Source organism: Pseudomonas sp. Pseusp9 (assembly GCF_059491265.1).
In genome coordinates this window covers 3,862,327-3,880,668 of record NZ_CP168500.1, presented here as the reverse complement: position 1 = coordinate 3,880,668, position 18,342 = coordinate 3,862,327, and the positions used below count along the sequence as shown (strand labels likewise).

Below are 18,342 nucleotides of genomic sequence, written 5' to 3'. Positions count from 1 at the left end.
GGTGCCGCGCCCGCTCACTGCATACCTTTCGACTTGTGTTGGCTGCAGGCCCTCCGGCCTGACGGTGGCCCGGCCGTGCGCCGCCGTTTTTCAGCCGCGATGAGGATATCGACATGTTTAACCTGGAGGCACTGGACCTGGCGCGGATTCAATTCGCGTTCACGGTTTCGTTCCACATCATCTTTCCCGCCATCACCATCGGGCTGGCCAGTTTCCTGGCGGTGCTCGAAGGCCTTTGGCTGAAGACCCACAACGACACCTATCGCGATCTCTACCATTTCTGGTCGAAGATCTTCGCCGTCAACTTCGGCATGGGCGTGGTCTCCGGGCTGGTGATGGCCTACGAGTTCGGCACCAACTGGAGCCGCTTCTCCGACTTCGCCGGCAGCATCACCGGGCCGTTGCTGACCTATGAAGTGCTCACCGCGTTCTTCCTCGAGGCCGGTTTCCTCGGGGTCATGCTGTTCGGCTGGAACCGGGTAGGGCGTGGCTTGCACTTCTTCTCGACGGTCATGGTCGCCATCGGCACCTTGATCTCGACCTTCTGGATTCTCGCGTCCAACAGCTGGATGCAAACGCCCCAGGGCTTCGAGATCGTCGACGGTCGCGTGATGCCGCTGGACTGGCTGGCCATCGTGTTCAACCCGTCGTTCCCGTACCGCCTGGCGCACATGGCGATTGCCGCGTTCGTGGCCACGGCGTTCTTTGTCGGCTCGTCGGCGGCTTGGCATCTGTTGCGCGGCAACGACACCCGGCAAGTGCGCAAGATGCTGTCGATGGCGTTGTGGATGGCATTGATCGTCGCGCCGATCCAGGCCGTGGTGGGTGACGCCCACGGCTTGAACACCCTGGAACATCAACCGGCGAAAATCGCTGCGATTGAAGGCCACTGGGAAAACAACGGGAGCGAAGCGACGCCACTGGTGCTGTTCGGCATCCCCGACATGCAAGCCGAGAAGACCCAATACGCCATCGAGATTCCGTACCTGGGCAGCCTGATCCTGACCCACAGCCTCGACAAGCAGATCCCGGCGCTCAAGAGCTTCCCGAAAGAGGACCGGCCCAATGCGACGGTGATCTTCTGGAGTTTCCGCGTCATGGCCGGGCTGGGCATGTTGATGGTGCTGGCCGGCGTGCTCGGCCTGGCCCTGCGCCGCAGCGGGGCGATTTACCGCAACCGCTGGTTCCTGCGCCTGATGCTGTGGATGGGCCCAAGCGGGCTGATCGCGATGCTGGCCGGGTGGATCACCACCGAAGTCGGGCGTCAGCCATGGGTGGTGTATGGCCTGCTGCGTACCGCCGATGCCGCGTCGAATCACAGTGTCGCGCAGTTGAGCATTTCGCTGGCGCTGTTCGTGGTGATCTATTTCTCGGTGTTCACGGTGGGCATCGGCTACATGATGAAACTGGTCGGTAAAGGGCCGCAGCCGCATCACGGGCATTCCGCAGGCGGGCATTCCGACCAGGTGATCACACCGCGCCGGCCACTGTCTGCCGACGCCGAAATCCTCGAAACCGACGCCCGCGTCAATTGAAGGAAGGGAGTTGAATCATGGGTATTCAAGGTATCGATTTATCGCTGATCTGGGGTGTGATCATCGCCTTCGGCGTGATGATGTACGTGATCATGGATGGCTTCGATCTGGGGCTGGGCATTCTGTTCCCGCTGATCCCGGATGCGAAGGAGCGCGATGTGATGATGAACACCGTGGCACCGGTCTGGGACGGCAACGAGACCTGGCTGGTGCTGGGCGGCGCGGCGTTGTATGGCGCATTCCCGCTGGCCTATTCGGTGATTCTGGAAGCGTTGTACCTGCCGTTGATCCTGATGTTGTGCGGCTTGATCTTCCGCGGCGTGGCGTTCGAGTTTCGTTTCAAGGCCAGCCCTGAAAAGCGTCATATCTGGGACATGGCGTTCATCGGCGGTTCGCTGCTGGCGACGTTCTCCCAGGGTGTGGTGATCGGCACTTACATAGCCGGTATTCCGGTGGTCGACCGGCAGTTCGCCGGGGGGGCGCTGGACTGGCTGGCACCGTTTCCGCTGTTCTGCGGTGTCGGCTTGATCATTGCCTATGCGCTGTTGGGCAGCACCTGGTTGCTGGTCAAGACCGAAGGCATGCTGGAATCGCGGATGCGCCTGTTTACCCGGCCGCTGGCGTGGCTGCTGTTGGCGGTGATCGGCGTGATCTGTGTGTGGACGCCGATTCTCCATCCGGAAATCGCCACGCGCTGGTTTGCCCATGCGCATTTGGCGGTGTTCGGTGGTCTGGCGGTGCTGGCCTTGCTGGCGGTGTTCGGCTTGCTCAAGACCTTGCGCCAGCGCCACACCCATTGGCCGTTCGCCTTCACCCTGATGCTGGTGTTCCTGGGCTACATCGGCCTGGCGTTCAGTATCTGGCCGAACATCGTGCCGCCTTCCATCAGCCTGTGGGCGGCGGCGTCACCGGCGACCAGCCAGTTGTTCATCCTGATCGGGGCGCTGTTCATTTTGCCGATCATCTTGATGTACACGGTTTGGAGCTATTACGTGTTTCGCGGAAAAGTGAGGACTGGCGATGGCTATCATTGATTCTTGTGAACGGGCACCGGTGTCTTGGTACAAGCGCCTGGGGTGGCTGGTGGTGATCTGGCTGGGCAGTGTGGTTGGGTTGGGGGTGGTGGCGGGGGGATTGCGGATGTTGATGCAGGCGGCGGGGATGAGTAGTCACTGATAGCAAGTCATTGAGGGGGGCAGTTCAGTTTGAGGCGTATGTATGGATTGGATTGGGTGAATATCCATTTCTGCGGTAATGGCCGCTGACGGTTCCGCCTTTACGGCGGGTTACTTGGAAGAGCCCCAAGTAACCAAGGGCTCTTGCCCCTGACGTTCGGTGCCTCGCCAAGGCTCGGCATTCCCTCGCTCCGGTCCTGCTCCGTGGGCCCGCCGCGATCGGCCATCCATGGCCGTACGCGGCTAACCCGGCATCCATGCCGGGTTGCCCACTGCGCAGAACCTCCACTCGGCCTCTCGACGGGGCAAGCAGATCAAAAGCCAAAGCAAAAGCAAAAGCGAGGCGGCCTACCGGCCGGCCTGATCGCTATTGAACTCGTTTCTCTGTAGGAGCGAGCTTGCTCGCGAAAAACGCCGGGACACCGCGGGGATTCAGGCAGCCCGCGTCATCGTTGACGTCCATCGCGAGCAAGCTCGCGCCTACAGGTGTCCCGTTGGATGGCCCGTCCGCGACACACTCGGAGTCTTGTCATTACTGCGCCCCAAACATCGCCGTCCAGTAAATCCCCGCATCGCTCTTCGGGTCGGTCGCGTAAGCGGCGCCCAGTTCGCGGAACTGCGGGTTCATCAGGTTGGCGCAATGCCCGGGGCTGGCCAGCCAGCCTTCGACCACTTTGTGTGGCGTGTCTTGCCCGGCGGCGATGTTTTCGCCGATCTGCTGGTAGCCGTAGCCGGCCAGTTCCGCGCGGTCACCCGGGGTGCGGCCGTCGCGGTCCTTGTGGTCGAAGTAGTTGTTGTTGGCCATGGAGCGCGAGTTGCCTTCGGCGGCGCTGGCGAGTGTGGCGTTCCAGGCCAGCGCTGGCGCGGCGGCAAAGGATTGCGGGCCGCACTGGCGTGGCCGGGTGCGTGCTGCGTTGACTTCGGTCAGCAGCTTCTGGCCTTCGGCCTGCGCGTCGCCCAGGCGTGCGCTCAACAACGGCCGTGCGACCACAATGCGCCATTCGCGGTCCTGGCGGCTGACGCCGACATCGACGAATTGCGGGTCGAGGACGATCTGGCAAAAACTCTCCTGGATCGCCTTCATCGCCGAGGCCGCATCGCGAGGCCCGGACAGGCTGATGACCTGCACATTCTTCATGGGATAACCCGCGGTGGCCATGGCCTGCTGCAGATTGCCGATGCTCGGGGCGGTCAGCACCAGGCGCGGGTCGGCCGACAGTGGCGGCAGCTCGGAGGAGACCTGGCCGGAACAGCGTTGCAGCTGGCTGCGGTAGACGTTGATCGATTCGATCAATTGCGATTCGTCTGTTGCCGAGGCGTTGGCGGCCAATACCAGGCCCAGTGACAGACCGGCCAAGCGCATTGCGGATGAGATGAAACCCATGAAAATCCCCCTTGAGCAGTTTGCGCCCATGATGCGCGAAGTTGCCCCATCCAGGGCAACGGATTTATCCAGAGTGTAGTGGGGCGGGTGAAATCTCCGCCGTACTAAGGTTTGCCGTGATTTCGCTACGTAGCTGAAAGCCTTTAAATACGGGGCTTTCAGTTGAATAGTCGTGTCTGTAAGTGTATCGTCGTTCCCATCGAATCCCGAATTTTAAGGGGTAAATTATGGGAAAAATCAGCGGATACCTAACCGCAAGACAAGTCGATTCGACGACCGAACCCGGTCGGTACAAGTGCGCCGATAGCCTGTTTCTGTCGGTAGCCGCTGGCGGTTCGAAAAGCTGGCTTTTTCGGTACAGCTTCGGCGGTAAGCAAAAGGAAATCGGTCTAGGTTCGGTTGGCAAGGTGAAGCTCGCCGAAGCCAAGACGAAAGCCGACAAGGCGCGGGGATTACTGGCCGAAGGTATCGACCCGGTAGCCCACTTTCGTAACGAGCGCGCACGCAAGGCCGGTCGGGTTGCCGACTTGCCGGAAGGTAACGCCCGGTCGTTCGAACAGGCGGCTCGTGAGTATTACGCCCTTCGCAAAGACGGTTGGAAAAACGAAAGACACCGAAAGCAGTGGATAGCGTCGCTTGAGCTTCACGTATTCCCGCATTTGGGATCGCTAGACGTTGCCGTTATCGCGTCGAAACAGATTGCCGCGTCATTGAGTACAAGCGGCATTTGGAAGCGCTCCAACGAAACCGCCCGTCGCATACTCACCCGAATTTCGGTCGTCTTTGACTACGCAATCGCCAAGGAATACCGGGAAGGCGATAACCCGGCGCGCTGGTCGATTATGGAATGGCACCTAGATTCGATACAGGTAACGGAAACACGACACCATGCGGCGATTGATTACCGGGATATGCCGTCGTTCTTTTCCCAGTTGCGAAGCCTTAAAGGCATTGGGCCAATGGCGCTGCAATTCGCCATCCTGACCGCTGGCCGTACCGGCGAAGTCATTGGCGCACGTTGGGAGGAAATCGACGGCGACGTTTGGACGGTTCCAGTCTCCCGAATGAAAGCCGGTCGGGAACATGCGGTGCCGTTATCCGATGCAGCAACCGATATTCTGAATCAACTTCGCAGCCTCGACGATTCCATTGTATTCGTCGGCAGGGACCGCCCAATTAAACCGATTGGTGACGGCACTATGTTAGCTGTCTTCCGGCGCATGAAAGTTCCGGCAACTGTTCACGGTACAGCGCGAAGTGCGTTTCGTGATTGGGCCGGTAATTCGCCAAAGCATTACGACCGGCAAGCGATAGAGTTCTGTCTTGCTCACAGTTTGAAAGATAAAACCGAAGCGGCGTACTTCCGTTCGAATCTTTTGGAGAAACGCCGCGAGATCATGCAGGACTGGGCTAATTACCTCACTGCCGCGCAATAAGAACCCCCGCCAGCGGGCCGCCAATGGCCCGCGCAGCCGCTTTAGAGCCTTACCCTAGGCTACCCCAGCCAGTAAGCATCACAAGCCCCTTACACCTGTGGGCATGAAAGGCCTTAGTGTTCACTTATATATTCAATTAGTTATCCGGTAACTTATCCGAAGTTAGTTAGCTTGCCCGGTGAAAGTTGCATGAAAAAAGTTGTTGACATAAAAGGGTTGTCGGGATCACCGTAAAAACTCTTCTATCAACTAACAGAGTTTATTCTCATGCAACGACTTATTCGTATGCCCGAAGTAATTACCGCAACCGGGATGGGTAAATGCACAATTTATAAACGCATTCGCGCCGGTTTATTCCCGAAACCCATAACGTTTGGCGAGCGTTTCTCCGCATGGCCGGAAAGCGAAGTTTACGCAATGAACGCCGCATTGATTCGCGGCGATAGCGAGGAAAAGTTGTCGGCTTTGGTCAAGCAGTTAGAAGAACAACGTCAACAGGCGGCCGCATGAATATAAATATCGAAAACATCCCGTCCGAACTTAAGGCGCTGCGGCAATGGGTGAACTGGGAGTTCCGCCAAGGCAAAAAGGTGCCGATTGACCCGAAGACTGGGCAAAACGCCAACGTTACCGAGTCCACTACTTGGGCCGATTTCAGTACCGCTGTCGCCGCTTACGACGCGCAATTGTTCCCGAATGATGGCATCGGCTTCGTGTTAACGGCTGGCGACCCCTACGCATTCGTTGACCTTGACGACCCGGAAGGCAATCCGGAAATCATAGAAACTTATATAGAGATTTGCCGCATATTTGATTCGTATACAGAGTGGTCGCCGTCCGGTAAAGGCGCGCATATCATCGCTAGAGGTACTGTGCGGAATGGTCGTAGAGTCGGCACGATTGAACTGTATCCAAAATATCGTTATATGACGATGACCGGAAATACAATGGCCGGAACAAATCCTGCAATTGAATACAGACAAGACCGCATTAACGATTTGTTCGTGTGGCTGGGCGGAAACAAAGCTAGCGGTAGGGATCACACAATTAACAGGCCGCAAACTAAGTCGGATGACAAAGTAATGTCTACCGCATGGACTGCCAAAAACGGCAGCGGCGAGAGGTTTCAAACACTTTGGCGCGGCGAATGGGACAAATACTTCACCGAAAAGTACGGCCGTCCCAACCATGGAAAGTCGCCTTCGGAAGCCGATTTCGCATTAATAAATATGCTTGCTTTCTACACGCAAAACCGGTCGCAAGTGCGACGGCTATTCAACTGTTCGGCACTAGGCCAGCGGGAGAAGGCAAGGCGAGACGATTACATAGAGCCGATGATTACGGACGCAATAGAGTGCGTGGAGCGGAATCGGCCTCGTATAGATTACGAAGAGAATCGTCGGCTATGGGTTGAGTATGCTCGGAATTTGAAAAAAAGCGGCGGCTGAATAAGCCGCCGTACTACGTGGTAAGTCAATGGGTTCCGGGTCGCATCCCCTACAAGGTTAGACCGTTTCCACTAAACATCAACATTTGGTGGAGCATTTTAGTATGGCAATGCTAGAACCGCCGTTTAACGCATTTGATTTTGATCCAACAAGCCGGGCGCTTGCAGATTGGGAATTTATAGAGATTGCAAAAAACAGTCAAACATCTTGGAAGCGGTTTAGCGAAAGATTGGCCGTCACTAAGGAGAAGCCGCCTCGCAAGTTTGCTACGGAATTTCTAGCCCCTATCGGTGAAGTAACGTTACTGGCGGCGGATGGCGGCATTGGTAAATCAATGATTTCGCTGGCGTGGGCGGTTACGTTCACGCTAGGCATAAAATTCTACGGCATTCGGAACTCACAAGGGCCGGTCATATTCTTTACTGCCGAAGACGACGAAGACGAATGCAACCGCCGCGTTGACGCATTTTGCAAAGCGGAAGGTCTGGATAATATGCCGCTACTTGATGCGAACTTGCTAATTATTGACGCTTGTGAAGACCCGATATTAAACGTTAACCAGTGGGGCGCGGGCGGAAACTTCGCCGCATTGTCGCAAGTTATTTCCGATTGGGGCGCAAAACTGGTCTTTATCGACAATGCGACGACCGTATTTAACGGCGACCATAACGACATGGGTGAAGTGTCGAAATTTATTACCGAACTTCGCAATGTCGCACGCAACAACGGATGCGCCATCGTTTTGCTTGCGCACGTCAATTCGGATGCCGCTAACAAGGGCGGCACGAAAACGTATTTCGGTTCGACGGCATGGCATAACCGCGTGCGCTCCCGAATCTTTATGTGGATTGAAGATAAAGATAAAGAAAGCGGCGGCATTATCCACTTTCGACACGAAAAGCATTCGTATAGCAGGCAAGCGCCGGAACTGGTGTTTCGTCGCAATGACGACGGTTCGTTACGCCGGTTTACGTCGAAACAGCGCACAGAACAGGACGAACAACAATTTAACGAATATACCGAACAGCTTTTCGCGGATGTTCAGGCGCTATATAATACCCCTAAAAACTACTTCGTACAGGCGTTGACCGGTAACAATTCTGCATTTCAGAAAATGAGTAGGCTATTCCCCGACAGGTATCCCAGTAATAGTAATAAACCAATACGCGACCAGTTTACGCGGGCGGTTGACAAGTTGGTATCGACCGGAAAGCTAGGCGAATCGTCGCATTTTGATAACTATCGAAAGCCGGTAAAAACCTATGTACCGAATCATCTTTTGGGCCGGTAGCGCTTTGCGCTTCGGTGCGCGTCACCTACCTAAGCGCACTTAAGCGCAACACCCACACCCAAGTGCGTTTACTCCCGCACTTAGGGGGTATGGGGGAAGCGAAGCGCAAGGCGTAAACGCAGGGTAAAGTGCAAACGACGGCCGATGAATGCGGCGATTAAATGCGGTGATTAAATCCGATGATACGATTAACGATGACCCTAAATTTCCACAGGGGTAGGTTTAATTCTTTCATCGGAACGCTTATCGAAATCGCTCGGATAGGTTGTCGGCTTACCCTGTATGTCTACAGGGGTAGTTTGATTGGTAAAAGCAACTACCTCCCCCCTCCCTGTCGATTCAGTCGGCCCATCAAGGCACCGGAAACGCCGCCAAGTGCGCTGTCAGGGATTAACCCTGGCCAGCCTACTGCTAAGTTGTTTTAACGCTCAGAAGCGCACTACAGGCGGCTTCATGAAGTTAAGGCTGCCACACAAAATAAAACCTAACTCTGTGGACATTTAGGGTCACATAGAATGAATATACCTAATATTTATCCGATAACTTATCCGATCACTTACTTTTGCAAATTCGCCACTCGCAAACCCAAACAAGTAGGTGAAAAAATACAAAAGCCATTGCGCAAACTTAAATAGCGGCCTTTAATGAGATTACGCCGAACTTGTAACTTTCTTGGGGCTTATCGAATGAATTCCGCAACCCATAACGGCTGGCCGTCCGAAACTAAAGCGCCGGAACCTGAATTGGATAACGACAACGAAGACTTGCCGCATTATCGCGCACGGCTTCGTAACTCTGACGATGTAGCAAAGGAAATCGGTCGGCTCTATCGGATGGCGCGTCGCAAAACAATTCCAGTCGATGACGCAAGTAAGCTCGGAAACTTACTTTCTATTCTTAGTCGGATTTTGCAGCAAAGCGAAATCGAAAAGCGGCTTGATAGACTGGAGGGTAAGGACTAATGATCGGATATCTAAACCGAATTCGACGATTAGAACAGAAGAAACACCAAGAGTCAGAGTTAGCGGCCATCCCTTTAAGCTCGCAAGTGTCGCATGTTGTCGTTATCCGGGCCGGTACAAACGAACTGTTACGGTCGGCTTATTTCGGAATGGTTAAGCAATCACGGACGAATCAGATAGGCCCATGCTGTGTAATGGTCGTAACTGATTTCGGTAGCGATGATGAATGGGAACGAGCAGCTATAGCACAACAAATCAAACTTACGTCCGGTAAGCATCAATCAAGGGTACACAATCATGGCTAAATTTCTTGTAGGTAACCTGAACACAACTCGGTTTCTGGACCTGGCTTCGACCAATGCAGGTCGCAAAGCTACCTTGGCGACGCGTCGAAATTCCCGACCGCTACTCAAGGCTATATAACGGCCGCAATAAAGGCGCTTAGCGATGGCGTCGCATCTGCTTTGGTCGGTTGCTGCCGATAGCGATTTGTGGACGCTCTCTCCTCGGCGATCGTTTAAATGCACACTCGGCAGTGTCAGTTGGTTCGGCTTGTTATACCTATTTGGCCTCGTTAATAGTCGCTTCGAACAGCCCAGCGGCATTTGATAAGCAGCGAATATTGTATTTCAGCTCTAAATTGAAGTTGTTTTTAGCTGTGAAGGACGAGGTGACTGTAGTATTTCCATTCGGATGCTCTGTAATTGCCAAATCCAAGAATCTCGAAAATTCTACTGTGCTTGGGTGGGTTGCATTTTTTCTTGCATATTCTTCGCACTGTTGCGTTGCAAAATTTTTGTCCACGTGCTTGGTTGCAGATAGGTTGTTACCCTTTTCAACGTCTGATTTTGAAAAGAATGCATTGAATGTATTTGCATCCTTGCCGCAAGTCACATAAAAAACTGGGTCTTTGGTGGATCCTTTGCTTGATGATATGTCGGCTGAGGACGGGGATATTTCTTTGCAATTTTTGTTTTCTTTGTGGATCTTGTTGACCCCTGTAATTATTATTTCTTTGTATTTGGCTGTCTTTTTATTCCAGGAAAAATCTTCCTCTGTAAATTCTTCTTCGCCAGCGGCGTTCTTTTTTTGGCCGCGCAGTGCTTTGCTAGGGATCCAGCCGATATGAGAGTCTTTTAACCACTCCGGGTCAATGACACCGATTTTAGACCAGCCCGAATCGCTACATTCTTCTTTGATGGTTGTTGAGTTATCTATTGTTAGATATTGAGTTGAGCCTAGCGCGGCAGTTGACTTTTCGTTCACCAGTTTCTTGCCTTTTCCACCAGGTGCTGACATTAAGTAAATTTCGGAGCCGCTCACTTTATATGTTTGGCCTGTTTTTTGGCTTTGCGGTCCGCAGGGCAGTACATCTGAAAGTGCTGTGCCGCTTGAAATCAAAGTCGCGAAAGCAAGCGAGGTTAACGCTGGGTTCTTAAAAGTCATGTAATTAGCTCCTTTTCTGTAGAAGCCTGGCTGTCGGTGGATGAAGCTTTGGCCAGTATTTGTGCTTATTTACCAGGATGCAAAATTTGTGCAGAAATTAGTGGCGTGGCTCTGCACTGATACTGCTGCGGAGGGAATTCTTTTGGTGCACGATGTTATGACCGGGTTGAGGCTAGCACTTGTAAAGGCAGGCATCAAACCACTCCACATTGTTGGCGCGTATCCGAAAACATCTACAGCTGATCAACCACGTGCTACATCTACAGCTGAAATTCTCGAGTACCTTTGAGTGATGTCTGCTGAGCGGCACCCTCGGTACTGCGGCATTCTGAAAGCATCGGACACCAAAGCATCCGACGTTTCTGGCCATAACCTGGGCAGACTGAATCTCCCTGGGTTCCGTCGACAGATTAAAGCGGCAGCTATGGGCGGCTCAGGCGGTCCCAGCAAGCAGCTACGGGCCGCTCTCTGCCAGTTAAGATTGAGGAGCGGTATTCAGGGCGAGCGCAAGCGCTGGTAAAGTCCAGTGCTTAGCAAGCCGGCGATACAATCCACAACACGATTTGAAAGGAGGGGACCATGAAGAACCTCATAGGAGGAGCTGTACTGCTGATATTGTTCGGTTGCGCTACCTCACCCATAACGGCCGAGAAGGCCGACCCAGTCCCCAGCAATAGGCTATATGGCTACCAAGCCGAGTCGGACGGCCCTGCGCGCCTAGTGATAACCCGTGACACCGGTTTTATTGGCAGTGCCTGCAATACAAGAGTACTGATCGACGGTCGATTGGTGGTACTAATCGGACCCGGCGAAACCGCCACATTCCACGTTCCCGCCGGCGGGTTTATCCTCGCGGCAGAAGGCAACGCTGCCTGCTACTCGGGTCTCAAAGAACGGGAAGTCGTCATTGAAAGCGGCAAAACGAAGCGTTACAGAATCTCCATCGATACCTCGATGAGCATGGACATCTCGCCGACAGCCATATGAACCCAAACGAAATGGCGCCAGGGGCAATTCCGTTTTCTGCTGAATCCGCAGTAGGTTGATAGGAAATCAGAGGCAAGTCGGTCTGGTTTGCTAGGGGCATTAGGCTGGCTGCTTTTGGCCGGTTTCTGCCTGCCACGACCGGCTGAAACCGACCCTTTCCGGCCAGTCGTGGCAGGTACAAACTCGTTCGCGCAGCCTCGCTGCGGCTACATACCCTGAGAAGGACGCGAGCACATCGGATTAATATCACTTCTTCTCATATGCCACATCTATCGCATTTCATTTCTCTGGTCATTGAGCGCATGCGAAAGGCTTAAACGATATCGCAATATCTTTACCTCATGGCCAAAGTGAGTCGTCGCATAACTTAGGACGTGCTCGAGATTTTTAGAGCGATACGCCCGTCTAACGAACCGGCAGCGTTGTAGCTATTTCGTACGGCATAGGAGTTGATCTCGTGCACTTTTATTGAGTAAGCGTGTTGCGCTCGGCTCTATAGGCTCCGATGTGCTATACTGCGATAGCCTAATTTACAGATCATTGAAAAACTCCCCTAGCCATGAAGAATCCCCAATATATCCATCCCGTCACCAAGCAACCTATGAGCTATGCAGAACTCATTGTAATGCTTGAGCGTACGGCTATGGATCGTAAAATGGTAACGTACATGGAGTCCGCCCTTCTGTTACGCAAAGATTCCCGTAGAGCTGAACTGATGGTTGCGTATTCAGCCTCCGCTCTCCAGGGACTGCTAGCTCAAGGTGCCAAGTACAAAGGTTTGGATGCAATGGAAGATCTTGTAGCACAAGCTGATGAAATCGCCCGTTTTATGACCGATAAAACTATGAAAGGGGAGTTTTATCGTGAATAAATATATTATAATTCTGAATTTCTGCACATCCTGAAGTTACTAGTCGGGTAGTTAAACATCCATTACAAAAAACGACGCTTGAAAGAACTGAACGGTACGAGATTGGTACAAGTGGAATGGGTAGCCGCTGCAAGTCTTGGTCTTAAAAGCTTAATGGTTAGTTAGTCCAATCCATTGCCGAGAACGCAGAGTATTTTATATCGTGACTGGCAGCAATTAATCAAAGTACGGCGGCTAGGACAGCGTTTCCACCTCCGAAAAGCACAATGGACTCCACTCAGCGGCCAATAAATTTTCCGCAGTAGGTTCTTCCTTCAAAGCTTATACATTTAACTTCAAGCCGATTCCATAATCGGTTTTTAATGTTTCGTGTAATTTGTCTCTCATTTGCCATCATATTGTCCGCCTTACTCATGCGCATCGGTCTTGCAGGAAAAAGCAAATATCTCTAGGAGTTTATCGGACCGAACCGACAGGCTGCTTTTGGCCGTTTACTGCCCTTTGCGAGAGGCAGAAAACGACCCAGGCTGTGTGAAAACGCATGCGCCGTTTTGAAGTCTGCGTTGCTACGTAAAATCTGCCAGCGTTTGGTTAACCAGCAGACCGGAAAATTGCGTAGGAACGCGATTTTCGTTCCAGTCCTGACTGTCAAACCTGCTCTAAAACGTTTTCACACGGCCTGGACCCATGGCGGACATGCATCGGGGCGCTATGCGCTCACTGTTTTGATGCCGAGGTTAGAATGGGACTAGGTTCTTGCTGTAGCCGAATTTAACGCCTGATGCGAAAAAACCTCCGCATTCTCGCTGTTTTGTACAGCTTTGGCATTCAGGCGCGTACTCGTTCTTCCAGTCGCTGATTGATTTGCGGTAGTAGGGTTGAATGTCCGGATTCACCAAGCAAAGCTGATGGTTGTAAACCGAGATATTCATGCCGTACTTGGCAAGAATGCCAACTGACTTGCTGAGAATGTCTTTGTATTCGATTGGGTCGATCCATAGCTCATCGAGATTGGCCCGGGTGAAGCCCATCATCTCAAGGCCCATCAGCGCCACATGGTCAACAAACAGCAGATTGCGTGCGATGAACTCACACAGTTCAGTAAGGCGCTGCACCGATAGCTTGTGAATGACGACTCGGATCTCAACCTTCTGACCCAAACGCTTCAGATTGAGAATGCCCTGAATGGTTTCATCGAATGCGCCTTGGGCCTGGACGATGTAGTCATGCAGTGTCGGATCGTCTGAATAGAGAGGAATGCCGATCATCGCGTCGGGCAATTCAATCCGCGCATACTTTTCAGCGAACGCCGGATCTTTGAAGCTGCGTCCGTTCGAGAGAATGTGGATTGCGGTTCTTGGCAGATAGCTTTTTGTCAGGCTAATGATCTTAAGGAAGCGTTCCCGATTGGTCGTAGGCTCGCCGCCAGTAAACCCCAATTCGCGGGTATCTTTTGGAATGAGGGGGATCAGGCTCTCGATTTCGTCAAGTATCCAAGAGTCATCAACAGCCTTAGGCGGTTGCGAACACATAAGGCAGTAATGATTACACTGCTCGGTAACCAGGATGCTGTTGTGAGGTGACGATGCTCGAAACAGCACGCTAATGCTCTGACGATCTGCTGAAAGCCGGATAACGTCACCATTACCGATATAGCTGTAGTCATTCGGAAGGATCGAGTAGTCAGAGTCGGAAGGCAGTATCTCAACAAGCAGCCGATGTTTATCAAGCAGAAGATAGTGGGCGAATCCTCGGGGGATCTGCTGATCGGAAACCAAATAAGCCATTTCCCGTCGCAAGACTTCAGGCAGATTCCGACTGGTCGACACCTTGAGCAGAGTGAGGTCCCTATGAACATTAACCGCATGGATACGGATAATCTTTCCGCCGAGTTTTAGCATCGGTTGGCCCAACCCATAAAAATCCGTTTTGTTTGCTCGTCACTTCCCATCAGCTCAATGAGATGCTTGAAAATCGCCATATTTCGCTTGCAGAAGGAGGACTCTGGCTTTCTTGCTACCACGTCTTTGTGAATGGCGTGATGGTAGACGGGCTCAGCTCCACAGTAAGGTTCGAATGCACAGTCAGAGCACATTGGAGCGCTTAAGGTGAAAGAGTTTTCAAGTGCATCCAGAAGCTGATCAGAGAGGATAATCTCCTCATACGAATGCTCAAGAATGTTGCCCAGACGGAACGTATGATCACCCATTTCGGCAAGCATACGACTTTCATCTGAGGCGTAGACCGATCCGTCGTAGTTGAACACGATGGCTGCGATACCAGCACCGGCAGGGTTCATTAAATCAACAAACCCAGGTTCCCCTGAAGTCAGCATTTTTGTCAGCACGAGCGAAGAATACTGCTCTACAAATCGGATGCCGGATTTGTTTAGTTCAATGATGTACTGAAGACCTTCCTTATAAAACTCAAGCCAGCGCTCCGTGTCATATGACATGAATTTTTTGGTCTTGATCGCAAAGCCGTAGGGGGAGAGCGTGCGGAGGAAGATGCCATCAAAGCCTAGGCGCAGGTATTCATCAATGATGTCCCGCGCTCGTGGCAGGCTCTTGTCTGTGGTTGTCATCAGGGCTGACACTTGGTCATAGCCGAGGGCTGCACGGGCTTTCTGCAAACCTTCTTCGAAACGCTGATGACTATCTCGGCCTGGTCGTGGGCGATTTGCATTATGCAGATCCAATGGCCCGTCAAGCGAAGATGAAAGCACAATGTTGTGCTGCTTACAGAAGTCGAGCACGTCATCAGTCAGTAGTGAAAGCGTGGTCGCAATCACGAACTGTAAGTCACGTCCTTCCTTGACGTTACGTTTTTTTGCCTCAAGAACAACATACCTCACCATCTCGAAGTTCAGCAGCGGCTCACCACCCTGAAACTCAATTTTGATGGCTGAATTGGGAGACCTAAAGACGAAGTCCAGCGACTTGTCTGCCATCTCTGTGGTCATGTCAAATTCGCCTTTGCTCTCCGACTGCCTTGAAACCTGGCAATAAGGGCAGCTATGGTCGCACCGAAGAGTCACTACAAAGATATGCAGATTGGTGAACTCGGCCAGCCTAGACAATCGCGTGCGGATCTTGAGTGCCAGAAGCTGAAGTGGCGCTTGCTCGTTGGTGAAGCGAATGAACTGTTTGGATCGAAGCGTAGGGATCAGCTCTGATGAGAGCGGAAGCGTCTTGCTAATGATCGGTTCAAGCATCGGCACCGGTATGACAAGAAATTCGCCTGCCATGTTAGTGATGACGTACTCGTCGTCATTCAGGCGGTCGAACTTAAAGGGCAGCAGCTCATAGGGACGTTGCTGCGCGTAGAACTCCAGCTTTTGAAATTTACTCACTGATCAGCCCGGTTTTTGAAAAGGCCAGTCCGAGGATCAGGTTCTTGATAGGCTGCGTTTCAACTGCCAATCGGTGGCGCAGCTGATAATCGAGCACATCTTTTTTGAACTCTTGGATGGCAGACAGAAAGGCCGGCTCGTCCAAGCCGATATTCAATGACAAGACACAGATAAACCGTCCCTCTTCGGAGGTGATATCGACCGTGAGGGTGTTGATCGATCGATAAGCAGCTTTCTGCAACACCTGGGCGTCATAAAGCCGTTCATCAAAGACGAGCGTATGAAAGCAAGCCATTATCGACCCGAATAGTGGGAGCTATGGGAGCTGTGCGAAGAGTGGGAGCTATGGGAACTGTGGTAAGCCATCAGTTGCCCCTGATCCCCTCGCTTGAGAATGAAGGCGAACAGATCATTGCCGCCGCGAACAGAAAGGTTCTCGTTTTGAGCTTCCGCTTGAAATGTGTTCTTGGCTTCTGTGGTGGGCTCGACGACTTCATGAGAAGTTATAGCGGAAGCCTGCTCTGTAGCTATGGCTGCGGCCAAAGTGGCCATTGGTACCAGAAAGGAGCGTTTTTTCATCGCAGAATTACCCTATATTGTTTGTGGTTTTAGGGAGTCTCGCTGACGCATATCCATGATGTCAATGTGAAATCGACTGGTGGCCTTTTACTCTCCCATAACCCGACAGACGCCACGCTTTTCCGTATCGGAGATTTAAGGGCGCGGCAATGATCGATGCTCAAGGCTTGCGCGCCGTGTACCGCAAAGAGTTTCCTGAGTGGGTGCGACTTCCGGCGCTGGTTGGTGCTGATTTGCTCTGCTTGCCGGTCAACTGGCGGGAAGAAAAAAGGGGGATTAATTTTCCAAAAGGTGACGGAAAAATAGATCCGCCCCCTATTTGTTCAATAGGCTGCTTTTGGCCGATTTTTGCCTATCACGACCGGCTGAAAACGACCCTAAGCAGTTATTCGCTAGCGTCCAAGTGAGAGATACTGATCGATTTTTCTGGTAACCATTTATTTTGGCCGAGTAAGCAATACAAATAAGCCAAGAATGATGTCACCAAAAACCCAAAGGCCAATAATCATGAAAAATCCAAGACCTGTGCCTATAGCGGCTCCAGCGTGTTCTGCACCGGAAGCGGCTGAATCTACAACAGTCGTTGCGACTCGCATGCCGGCAATAAGCCACCATCCCATGAGGATATTGAATAGCACAAAAGTGTACTTTATGAGCTTTCCAAAAAAGCCTCTTTTGGGCTTTCTTAATTGAGCCCCGCACTTTGCACAGTTAAGAGCAGTATCGCTAACTTCGGCAGAACATTCTGGGCAGGTTATAAGTGCCATTTTACTTTCCTTACGTAGACAGGTATTTTATTGGCTTGCTATGGAAAAATCTTTAATAAAGCATGAGGATGAATTCGCTTGGCTGTGAATGAATCCCATGTTGAATTTCAAATAACGACCTTTCGATTTTGCTTTTATTACTTCATATATAGTTCTGTTGTTTGAGTCGATTTTCGTTTTACTTTTTGCAAAGTGGTCGCACTGTATCTCGATATCTTTTATGTCTATGGCGCTATTGTTTTTTATTATAAAATCCGCCTCCATGATCGAGCCGAGACTTTTTCCCCATGTGTACTCTAGACTTAATTCGTTGGATAGTTTCTTTTTCATGGTTGCTGGGCTTTCGACTTCTTCTTGAGGCTTTGGTTTGGTTGGTGAGTTTATTGCCCCAATGAGAATTAATGCGCCAAAAATAATTCCGATCCATTGAATCGCACTGATTTTTTTCACTTTTTTTCCGCAGTCAGGGCATTTTGTTGCGACCTTTGAGATCGTCTTGCCACAAGACTTGCATTTTTTATAAAGACTTTCACTAGACATTATTGTCACCTCGATGAAGCATTACTCACCGCTTTTTGAAGAGGTCCATATACGCATTGTTATGCGTGGCAATTAATCTGATCTGCAATCGTTTCCCTTCCAGCTCCAGCGGGAAATTGTTCCGTTGGAAACCTCAAAGGTTGTTTGGCATCCCATGCTATAAGTTTGTGCTGGGGTGCCTCCTGAGGTTGTGGTGGTCGCACTGTAGGTGTAGGGGTTGTAATTTGTTGTGTATGTTGGAGGTGTGCCGGGAACGTAAACTTGACGGGAGCTTGAGTAGGTCAAGTATTTTGTGCCGCTACCTGTCTCATAGACTTGTTCAGGCGGTCCCCAGCTTTGTATGAGATCACCCTCAGGCGAGCCAACCCAAGAAGCTAGCTTGGCTTCATATTTTTCGGTAGTTGCGCATCCGGCTATCAGAGCTGCACAACAGACTAAGAGAATTTTAGGGGTGTTCATGATGCCTAGCCTCGCCAGAACTAAATGGGATTGCCTCCTCAGATAAGCACCGGCTGAGGTCAGCCTATATTCATTTAGCTGATCTCGCATTGACCTGGGACAATACAGCA

The 18,342-nt window shown here is 51.9% G+C and carries 18 protein-coding genes and 1 pseudogene; 11 read left to right on the top strand and 8 right to left on the bottom strand.

The annotated features are described in order from the left end of the window. The first annotated feature begins 113 nt into the window (after positions 1 to 113). From ACEN8E_RS17355 to ACEN8E_RS17345, 3 genes are read left to right on the top strand one after another with little or no spacing between them, the layout of a single operon-like run. Positions 114 to 1,535: a cytochrome ubiquinol oxidase subunit I gene (locus tag ACEN8E_RS17355; RefSeq protein ID WP_495589159.1), complete on the top strand. Its 1,422-nt coding sequence runs from the start codon at positions 114 to 116 to the stop codon at positions 1,533 to 1,535. Between the two features lie 17 nt (positions 1,536 to 1,552). Further along, positions 1,553 to 2,569 (top strand): cytochrome d ubiquinol oxidase subunit II, encoded by a 1,017-nt coding sequence (gene cydB, locus ACEN8E_RS17350; protein ID WP_495589158.1) that lies wholly within the window; start codon positions 1,553 to 1,555, stop codon positions 2,567 to 2,569. Then, the gene (locus ACEN8E_RS17345) at positions 2,556 to 2,711 is read left to right on the top strand and encodes a DUF2474 domain-containing protein (protein WP_495589157.1); all 156 of its coding nucleotides are present in this window, start codon (positions 2,556 to 2,558) and stop codon (positions 2,709 to 2,711) included. Before cydB ends, ACEN8E_RS17345 begins: the two co-directional genes overlap by 14 nt. 531 nt (positions 2,712 to 3,242) lie before the next feature. On the opposite strand, the gene ACEN8E_RS17340 is transcribed toward ACEN8E_RS17345, so the two are convergent. Continuing rightward, positions 3,243 to 4,094: a CAP domain-containing protein gene (locus ACEN8E_RS17340; RefSeq protein ID WP_495589156.1), complete on the bottom strand. Its 852-nt coding sequence runs from the start codon at positions 4,092 to 4,094 to the stop codon at positions 3,243 to 3,245. 227 nt (positions 4,095 to 4,321) lie between these two features. Between ACEN8E_RS17340 and ACEN8E_RS17335 the strand changes: the two genes are divergently transcribed. From ACEN8E_RS17335 to ACEN8E_RS17315, 5 genes are all read left to right on the top strand, one after another. Continuing rightward, positions 4,322 to 5,530 carry a tyrosine-type recombinase/integrase gene (locus ACEN8E_RS17335; RefSeq protein WP_495589155.1) on the top strand — a complete coding sequence of 403 codons (1,209 nt, stop codon included), beginning with the start codon at positions 4,322 to 4,324 and terminating at the stop codon, positions 5,528 to 5,530. 285 nt (positions 5,531 to 5,815) lie between these two features. Continuing rightward, positions 5,816 to 6,040: a helix-turn-helix transcriptional regulator gene (locus ACEN8E_RS17330; protein WP_495589154.1), complete on the top strand. Its 225-nt coding sequence runs from the start codon at positions 5,816 to 5,818 to the stop codon at positions 6,038 to 6,040. Then, positions 6,037 to 6,978, top strand: coding sequence for a phage NrS-1 polymerase family protein (locus ACEN8E_RS17325; protein ID WP_495589153.1), 942 nt, complete (start codon positions 6,037 to 6,039; stop codon positions 6,976 to 6,978). Before ACEN8E_RS17330 ends, ACEN8E_RS17325 begins: the two co-directional genes overlap by 4 nt. Before the next feature lie 103 nt (positions 6,979 to 7,081). Continuing rightward, positions 7,082 to 8,269 carry an AAA family ATPase gene (locus tag ACEN8E_RS17320; protein ID WP_495589152.1) on the top strand — a complete coding sequence of 396 codons (1,188 nt, stop codon included), beginning with the start codon at positions 7,082 to 7,084 and terminating at the stop codon, positions 8,267 to 8,269. Between the two features lie 686 nt (positions 8,270 to 8,955). Then, entirely contained in the window at positions 8,956 to 9,231 is a 276-nt protein-coding gene (locus ACEN8E_RS17315; protein ID WP_495589151.1) for a hypothetical protein, read from the top strand. Positions 9,232 to 9,792: 561 nt separating this feature from the next. Here ACEN8E_RS17315 and ACEN8E_RS17310 read toward each other — a convergent pair. Continuing rightward, a complete protein-coding gene (locus ACEN8E_RS17310) occupies positions 9,793 to 10,677 on the bottom strand; it encodes a hypothetical protein (RefSeq protein WP_495589150.1) in 885 nt (294 codons plus the stop codon). Between the two features lie 579 nt (positions 10,678 to 11,256). Here ACEN8E_RS17310 and ACEN8E_RS17305 point away from each other — a divergent pair. Next, positions 11,257 to 11,664, top strand: a complete 408-nt coding sequence (locus ACEN8E_RS17305; RefSeq protein ID WP_495589149.1) for a hypothetical protein — start codon at positions 11,257 to 11,259, stop codon at positions 11,662 to 11,664. 559 nt (positions 11,665 to 12,223) lie between these two features. Continuing rightward, the gene (locus ACEN8E_RS17300; protein WP_495589148.1) at positions 12,224 to 12,535 is read left to right on the top strand and encodes a hypothetical protein; all 312 of its coding nucleotides are present in this window, start codon (positions 12,224 to 12,226) and stop codon (positions 12,533 to 12,535) included. A gap of 737 nt (positions 12,536 to 13,272) precedes the next feature. On the opposite strand, the gene hxsC is transcribed toward ACEN8E_RS17300, so the two are convergent. Genes hxsC through hxsA2 form a run of 4 tightly spaced genes read right to left on the bottom strand, consistent with a single transcriptional unit; the run spans position 13,273 to position 16,466 of the window. Beyond that, complete coding sequence (gene hxsC, locus ACEN8E_RS17295) at positions 13,273 to 14,436, bottom strand: His-Xaa-Ser system radical SAM maturase HxsC (RefSeq protein WP_495589147.1); 1,164 nt, start codon at positions 14,434 to 14,436, stop codon at positions 13,273 to 13,275. Continuing rightward, the gene (hxsB, locus tag ACEN8E_RS17290; RefSeq protein WP_495589146.1) at positions 14,430 to 15,887 is read right to left on the bottom strand and encodes a His-Xaa-Ser system radical SAM maturase HxsB; all 1,458 of its coding nucleotides are present in this window, start codon (positions 15,885 to 15,887) and stop codon (positions 14,430 to 14,432) included. The genes hxsC and hxsB overlap by 7 nt, the downstream gene beginning before the upstream one ends. Next, the gene (hxsD, locus tag ACEN8E_RS17285; protein WP_495589145.1) at positions 15,880 to 16,182 is read right to left on the bottom strand and encodes a His-Xaa-Ser system protein HxsD; all 303 of its coding nucleotides are present in this window, start codon (positions 16,180 to 16,182) and stop codon (positions 15,880 to 15,882) included. Before hxsD ends, hxsB begins: the two co-directional genes overlap by 8 nt. Beyond that, complete coding sequence (gene hxsA2 / locus ACEN8E_RS17280; RefSeq protein WP_492642497.1) at positions 16,182 to 16,466, bottom strand: His-Xaa-Ser repeat protein HxsA2; 285 nt, start codon at positions 16,464 to 16,466, stop codon at positions 16,182 to 16,184. Before hxsA2 ends, hxsD begins: the two co-directional genes overlap by 1 nt. Positions 16,467 to 16,609: 143 nt before the next feature. Here hxsA2 and ACEN8E_RS17275 point away from each other — a divergent pair. Continuing rightward, positions 16,610 to 16,738 (top strand): annotated as a pseudogene (locus tag ACEN8E_RS17275) (carbon-nitrogen hydrolase); the annotation flags it as partial. A 165-nt stretch (positions 16,739 to 16,903) separates the two neighbouring features. Here ACEN8E_RS17275 and ACEN8E_RS17270 read toward each other — a convergent pair. Then, positions 16,904 to 17,233: a zinc ribbon domain-containing protein gene (locus ACEN8E_RS17270; protein ID WP_495589144.1), complete on the bottom strand. Its 330-nt coding sequence runs from the start codon at positions 17,231 to 17,233 to the stop codon at positions 16,904 to 16,906. A gap of 27 nt (positions 17,234 to 17,260) precedes the next feature. Next, positions 17,261 to 17,773 carry an FmdB family zinc ribbon protein gene (locus ACEN8E_RS17265; RefSeq protein ID WP_495589143.1) on the bottom strand — a complete coding sequence of 171 codons (513 nt, stop codon included), beginning with the start codon at positions 17,771 to 17,773 and terminating at the stop codon, positions 17,261 to 17,263. Positions 17,774 to 18,342: the final 569 nt, after the last annotated feature.

Excerpts from the sequence above, each read along its gene's own strand:
- cydB (WP_495589158.1), top strand. The coding sequence starts at position 1,553 with ATGGGTATTCAAGGTATCGATTTATCGCTGATCTGGGGTGTGATCATC.
- ACEN8E_RS17320 (WP_495589152.1), top strand. The coding sequence starts at position 7,082 with ATGGCAATGCTAGAACCGCCGTTTAACGCATTTGATTTTGATCCAACA.
- ACEN8E_RS17315 (WP_495589151.1), top strand. The coding sequence starts at position 8,956 with ATGAATTCCGCAACCCATAACGGCTGGCCGTCCGAAACTAAAGCGCCG.
- ACEN8E_RS17340 (WP_495589156.1), bottom strand. The coding sequence starts at position 4,094 with ATGGGTTTCATCTCATCCGCAATGCGCTTGGCCGGTCTGTCACTGGGC.
- ACEN8E_RS17270 (WP_495589144.1), bottom strand. The coding sequence starts at position 17,233 with ATGGCACTTATAACCTGCCCAGAATGTTCTGCCGAAGTTAGCGATACT.
- ACEN8E_RS17310 (WP_495589150.1), bottom strand. The coding sequence starts at position 10,677 with ATGACTTTTAAGAACCCAGCGTTAACCTCGCTTGCTTTCGCGACTTTG.
- ACEN8E_RS17300 (WP_495589148.1), top strand. The coding sequence starts at position 12,224 with ATGAAGAATCCCCAATATATCCATCCCGTCACCAAGCAACCTATGAGC.
- ACEN8E_RS17335 (WP_495589155.1), top strand. The coding sequence starts at position 4,322 with ATGGGAAAAATCAGCGGATACCTAACCGCAAGACAAGTCGATTCGACG.
- ACEN8E_RS17325 (WP_495589153.1), top strand. The coding sequence starts at position 6,037 with ATGAATATAAATATCGAAAACATCCCGTCCGAACTTAAGGCGCTGCGG.
- hxsD (WP_495589145.1), bottom strand. The coding sequence starts at position 16,182 with ATGGCTTGCTTTCATACGCTCGTCTTTGATGAACGGCTTTATGACGCC.
- ACEN8E_RS17305 (WP_495589149.1), top strand. The coding sequence starts at position 11,257 with ATGAAGAACCTCATAGGAGGAGCTGTACTGCTGATATTGTTCGGTTGC.
- ACEN8E_RS17330 (WP_495589154.1), top strand. The coding sequence starts at position 5,816 with ATGCCCGAAGTAATTACCGCAACCGGGATGGGTAAATGCACAATTTAT.
- ACEN8E_RS17265 (WP_495589143.1), bottom strand. The coding sequence starts at position 17,773 with ATGTCTAGTGAAAGTCTTTATAAAAAATGCAAGTCTTGTGGCAAGACG.
- hxsC (WP_495589147.1), bottom strand. The coding sequence starts at position 14,436 with ATGCTAAAACTCGGCGGAAAGATTATCCGTATCCATGCGGTTAATGTT.
- hxsA2 (WP_492642497.1), bottom strand. The coding sequence starts at position 16,466 with ATGAAAAAACGCTCCTTTCTGGTACCAATGGCCACTTTGGCCGCAGCC.
- ACEN8E_RS17345 (WP_495589157.1), top strand. The coding sequence starts at position 2,556 with ATGGCTATCATTGATTCTTGTGAACGGGCACCGGTGTCTTGGTACAAG.
- ACEN8E_RS17355 (WP_495589159.1), top strand. The coding sequence starts at position 114 with ATGTTTAACCTGGAGGCACTGGACCTGGCGCGGATTCAATTCGCGTTC.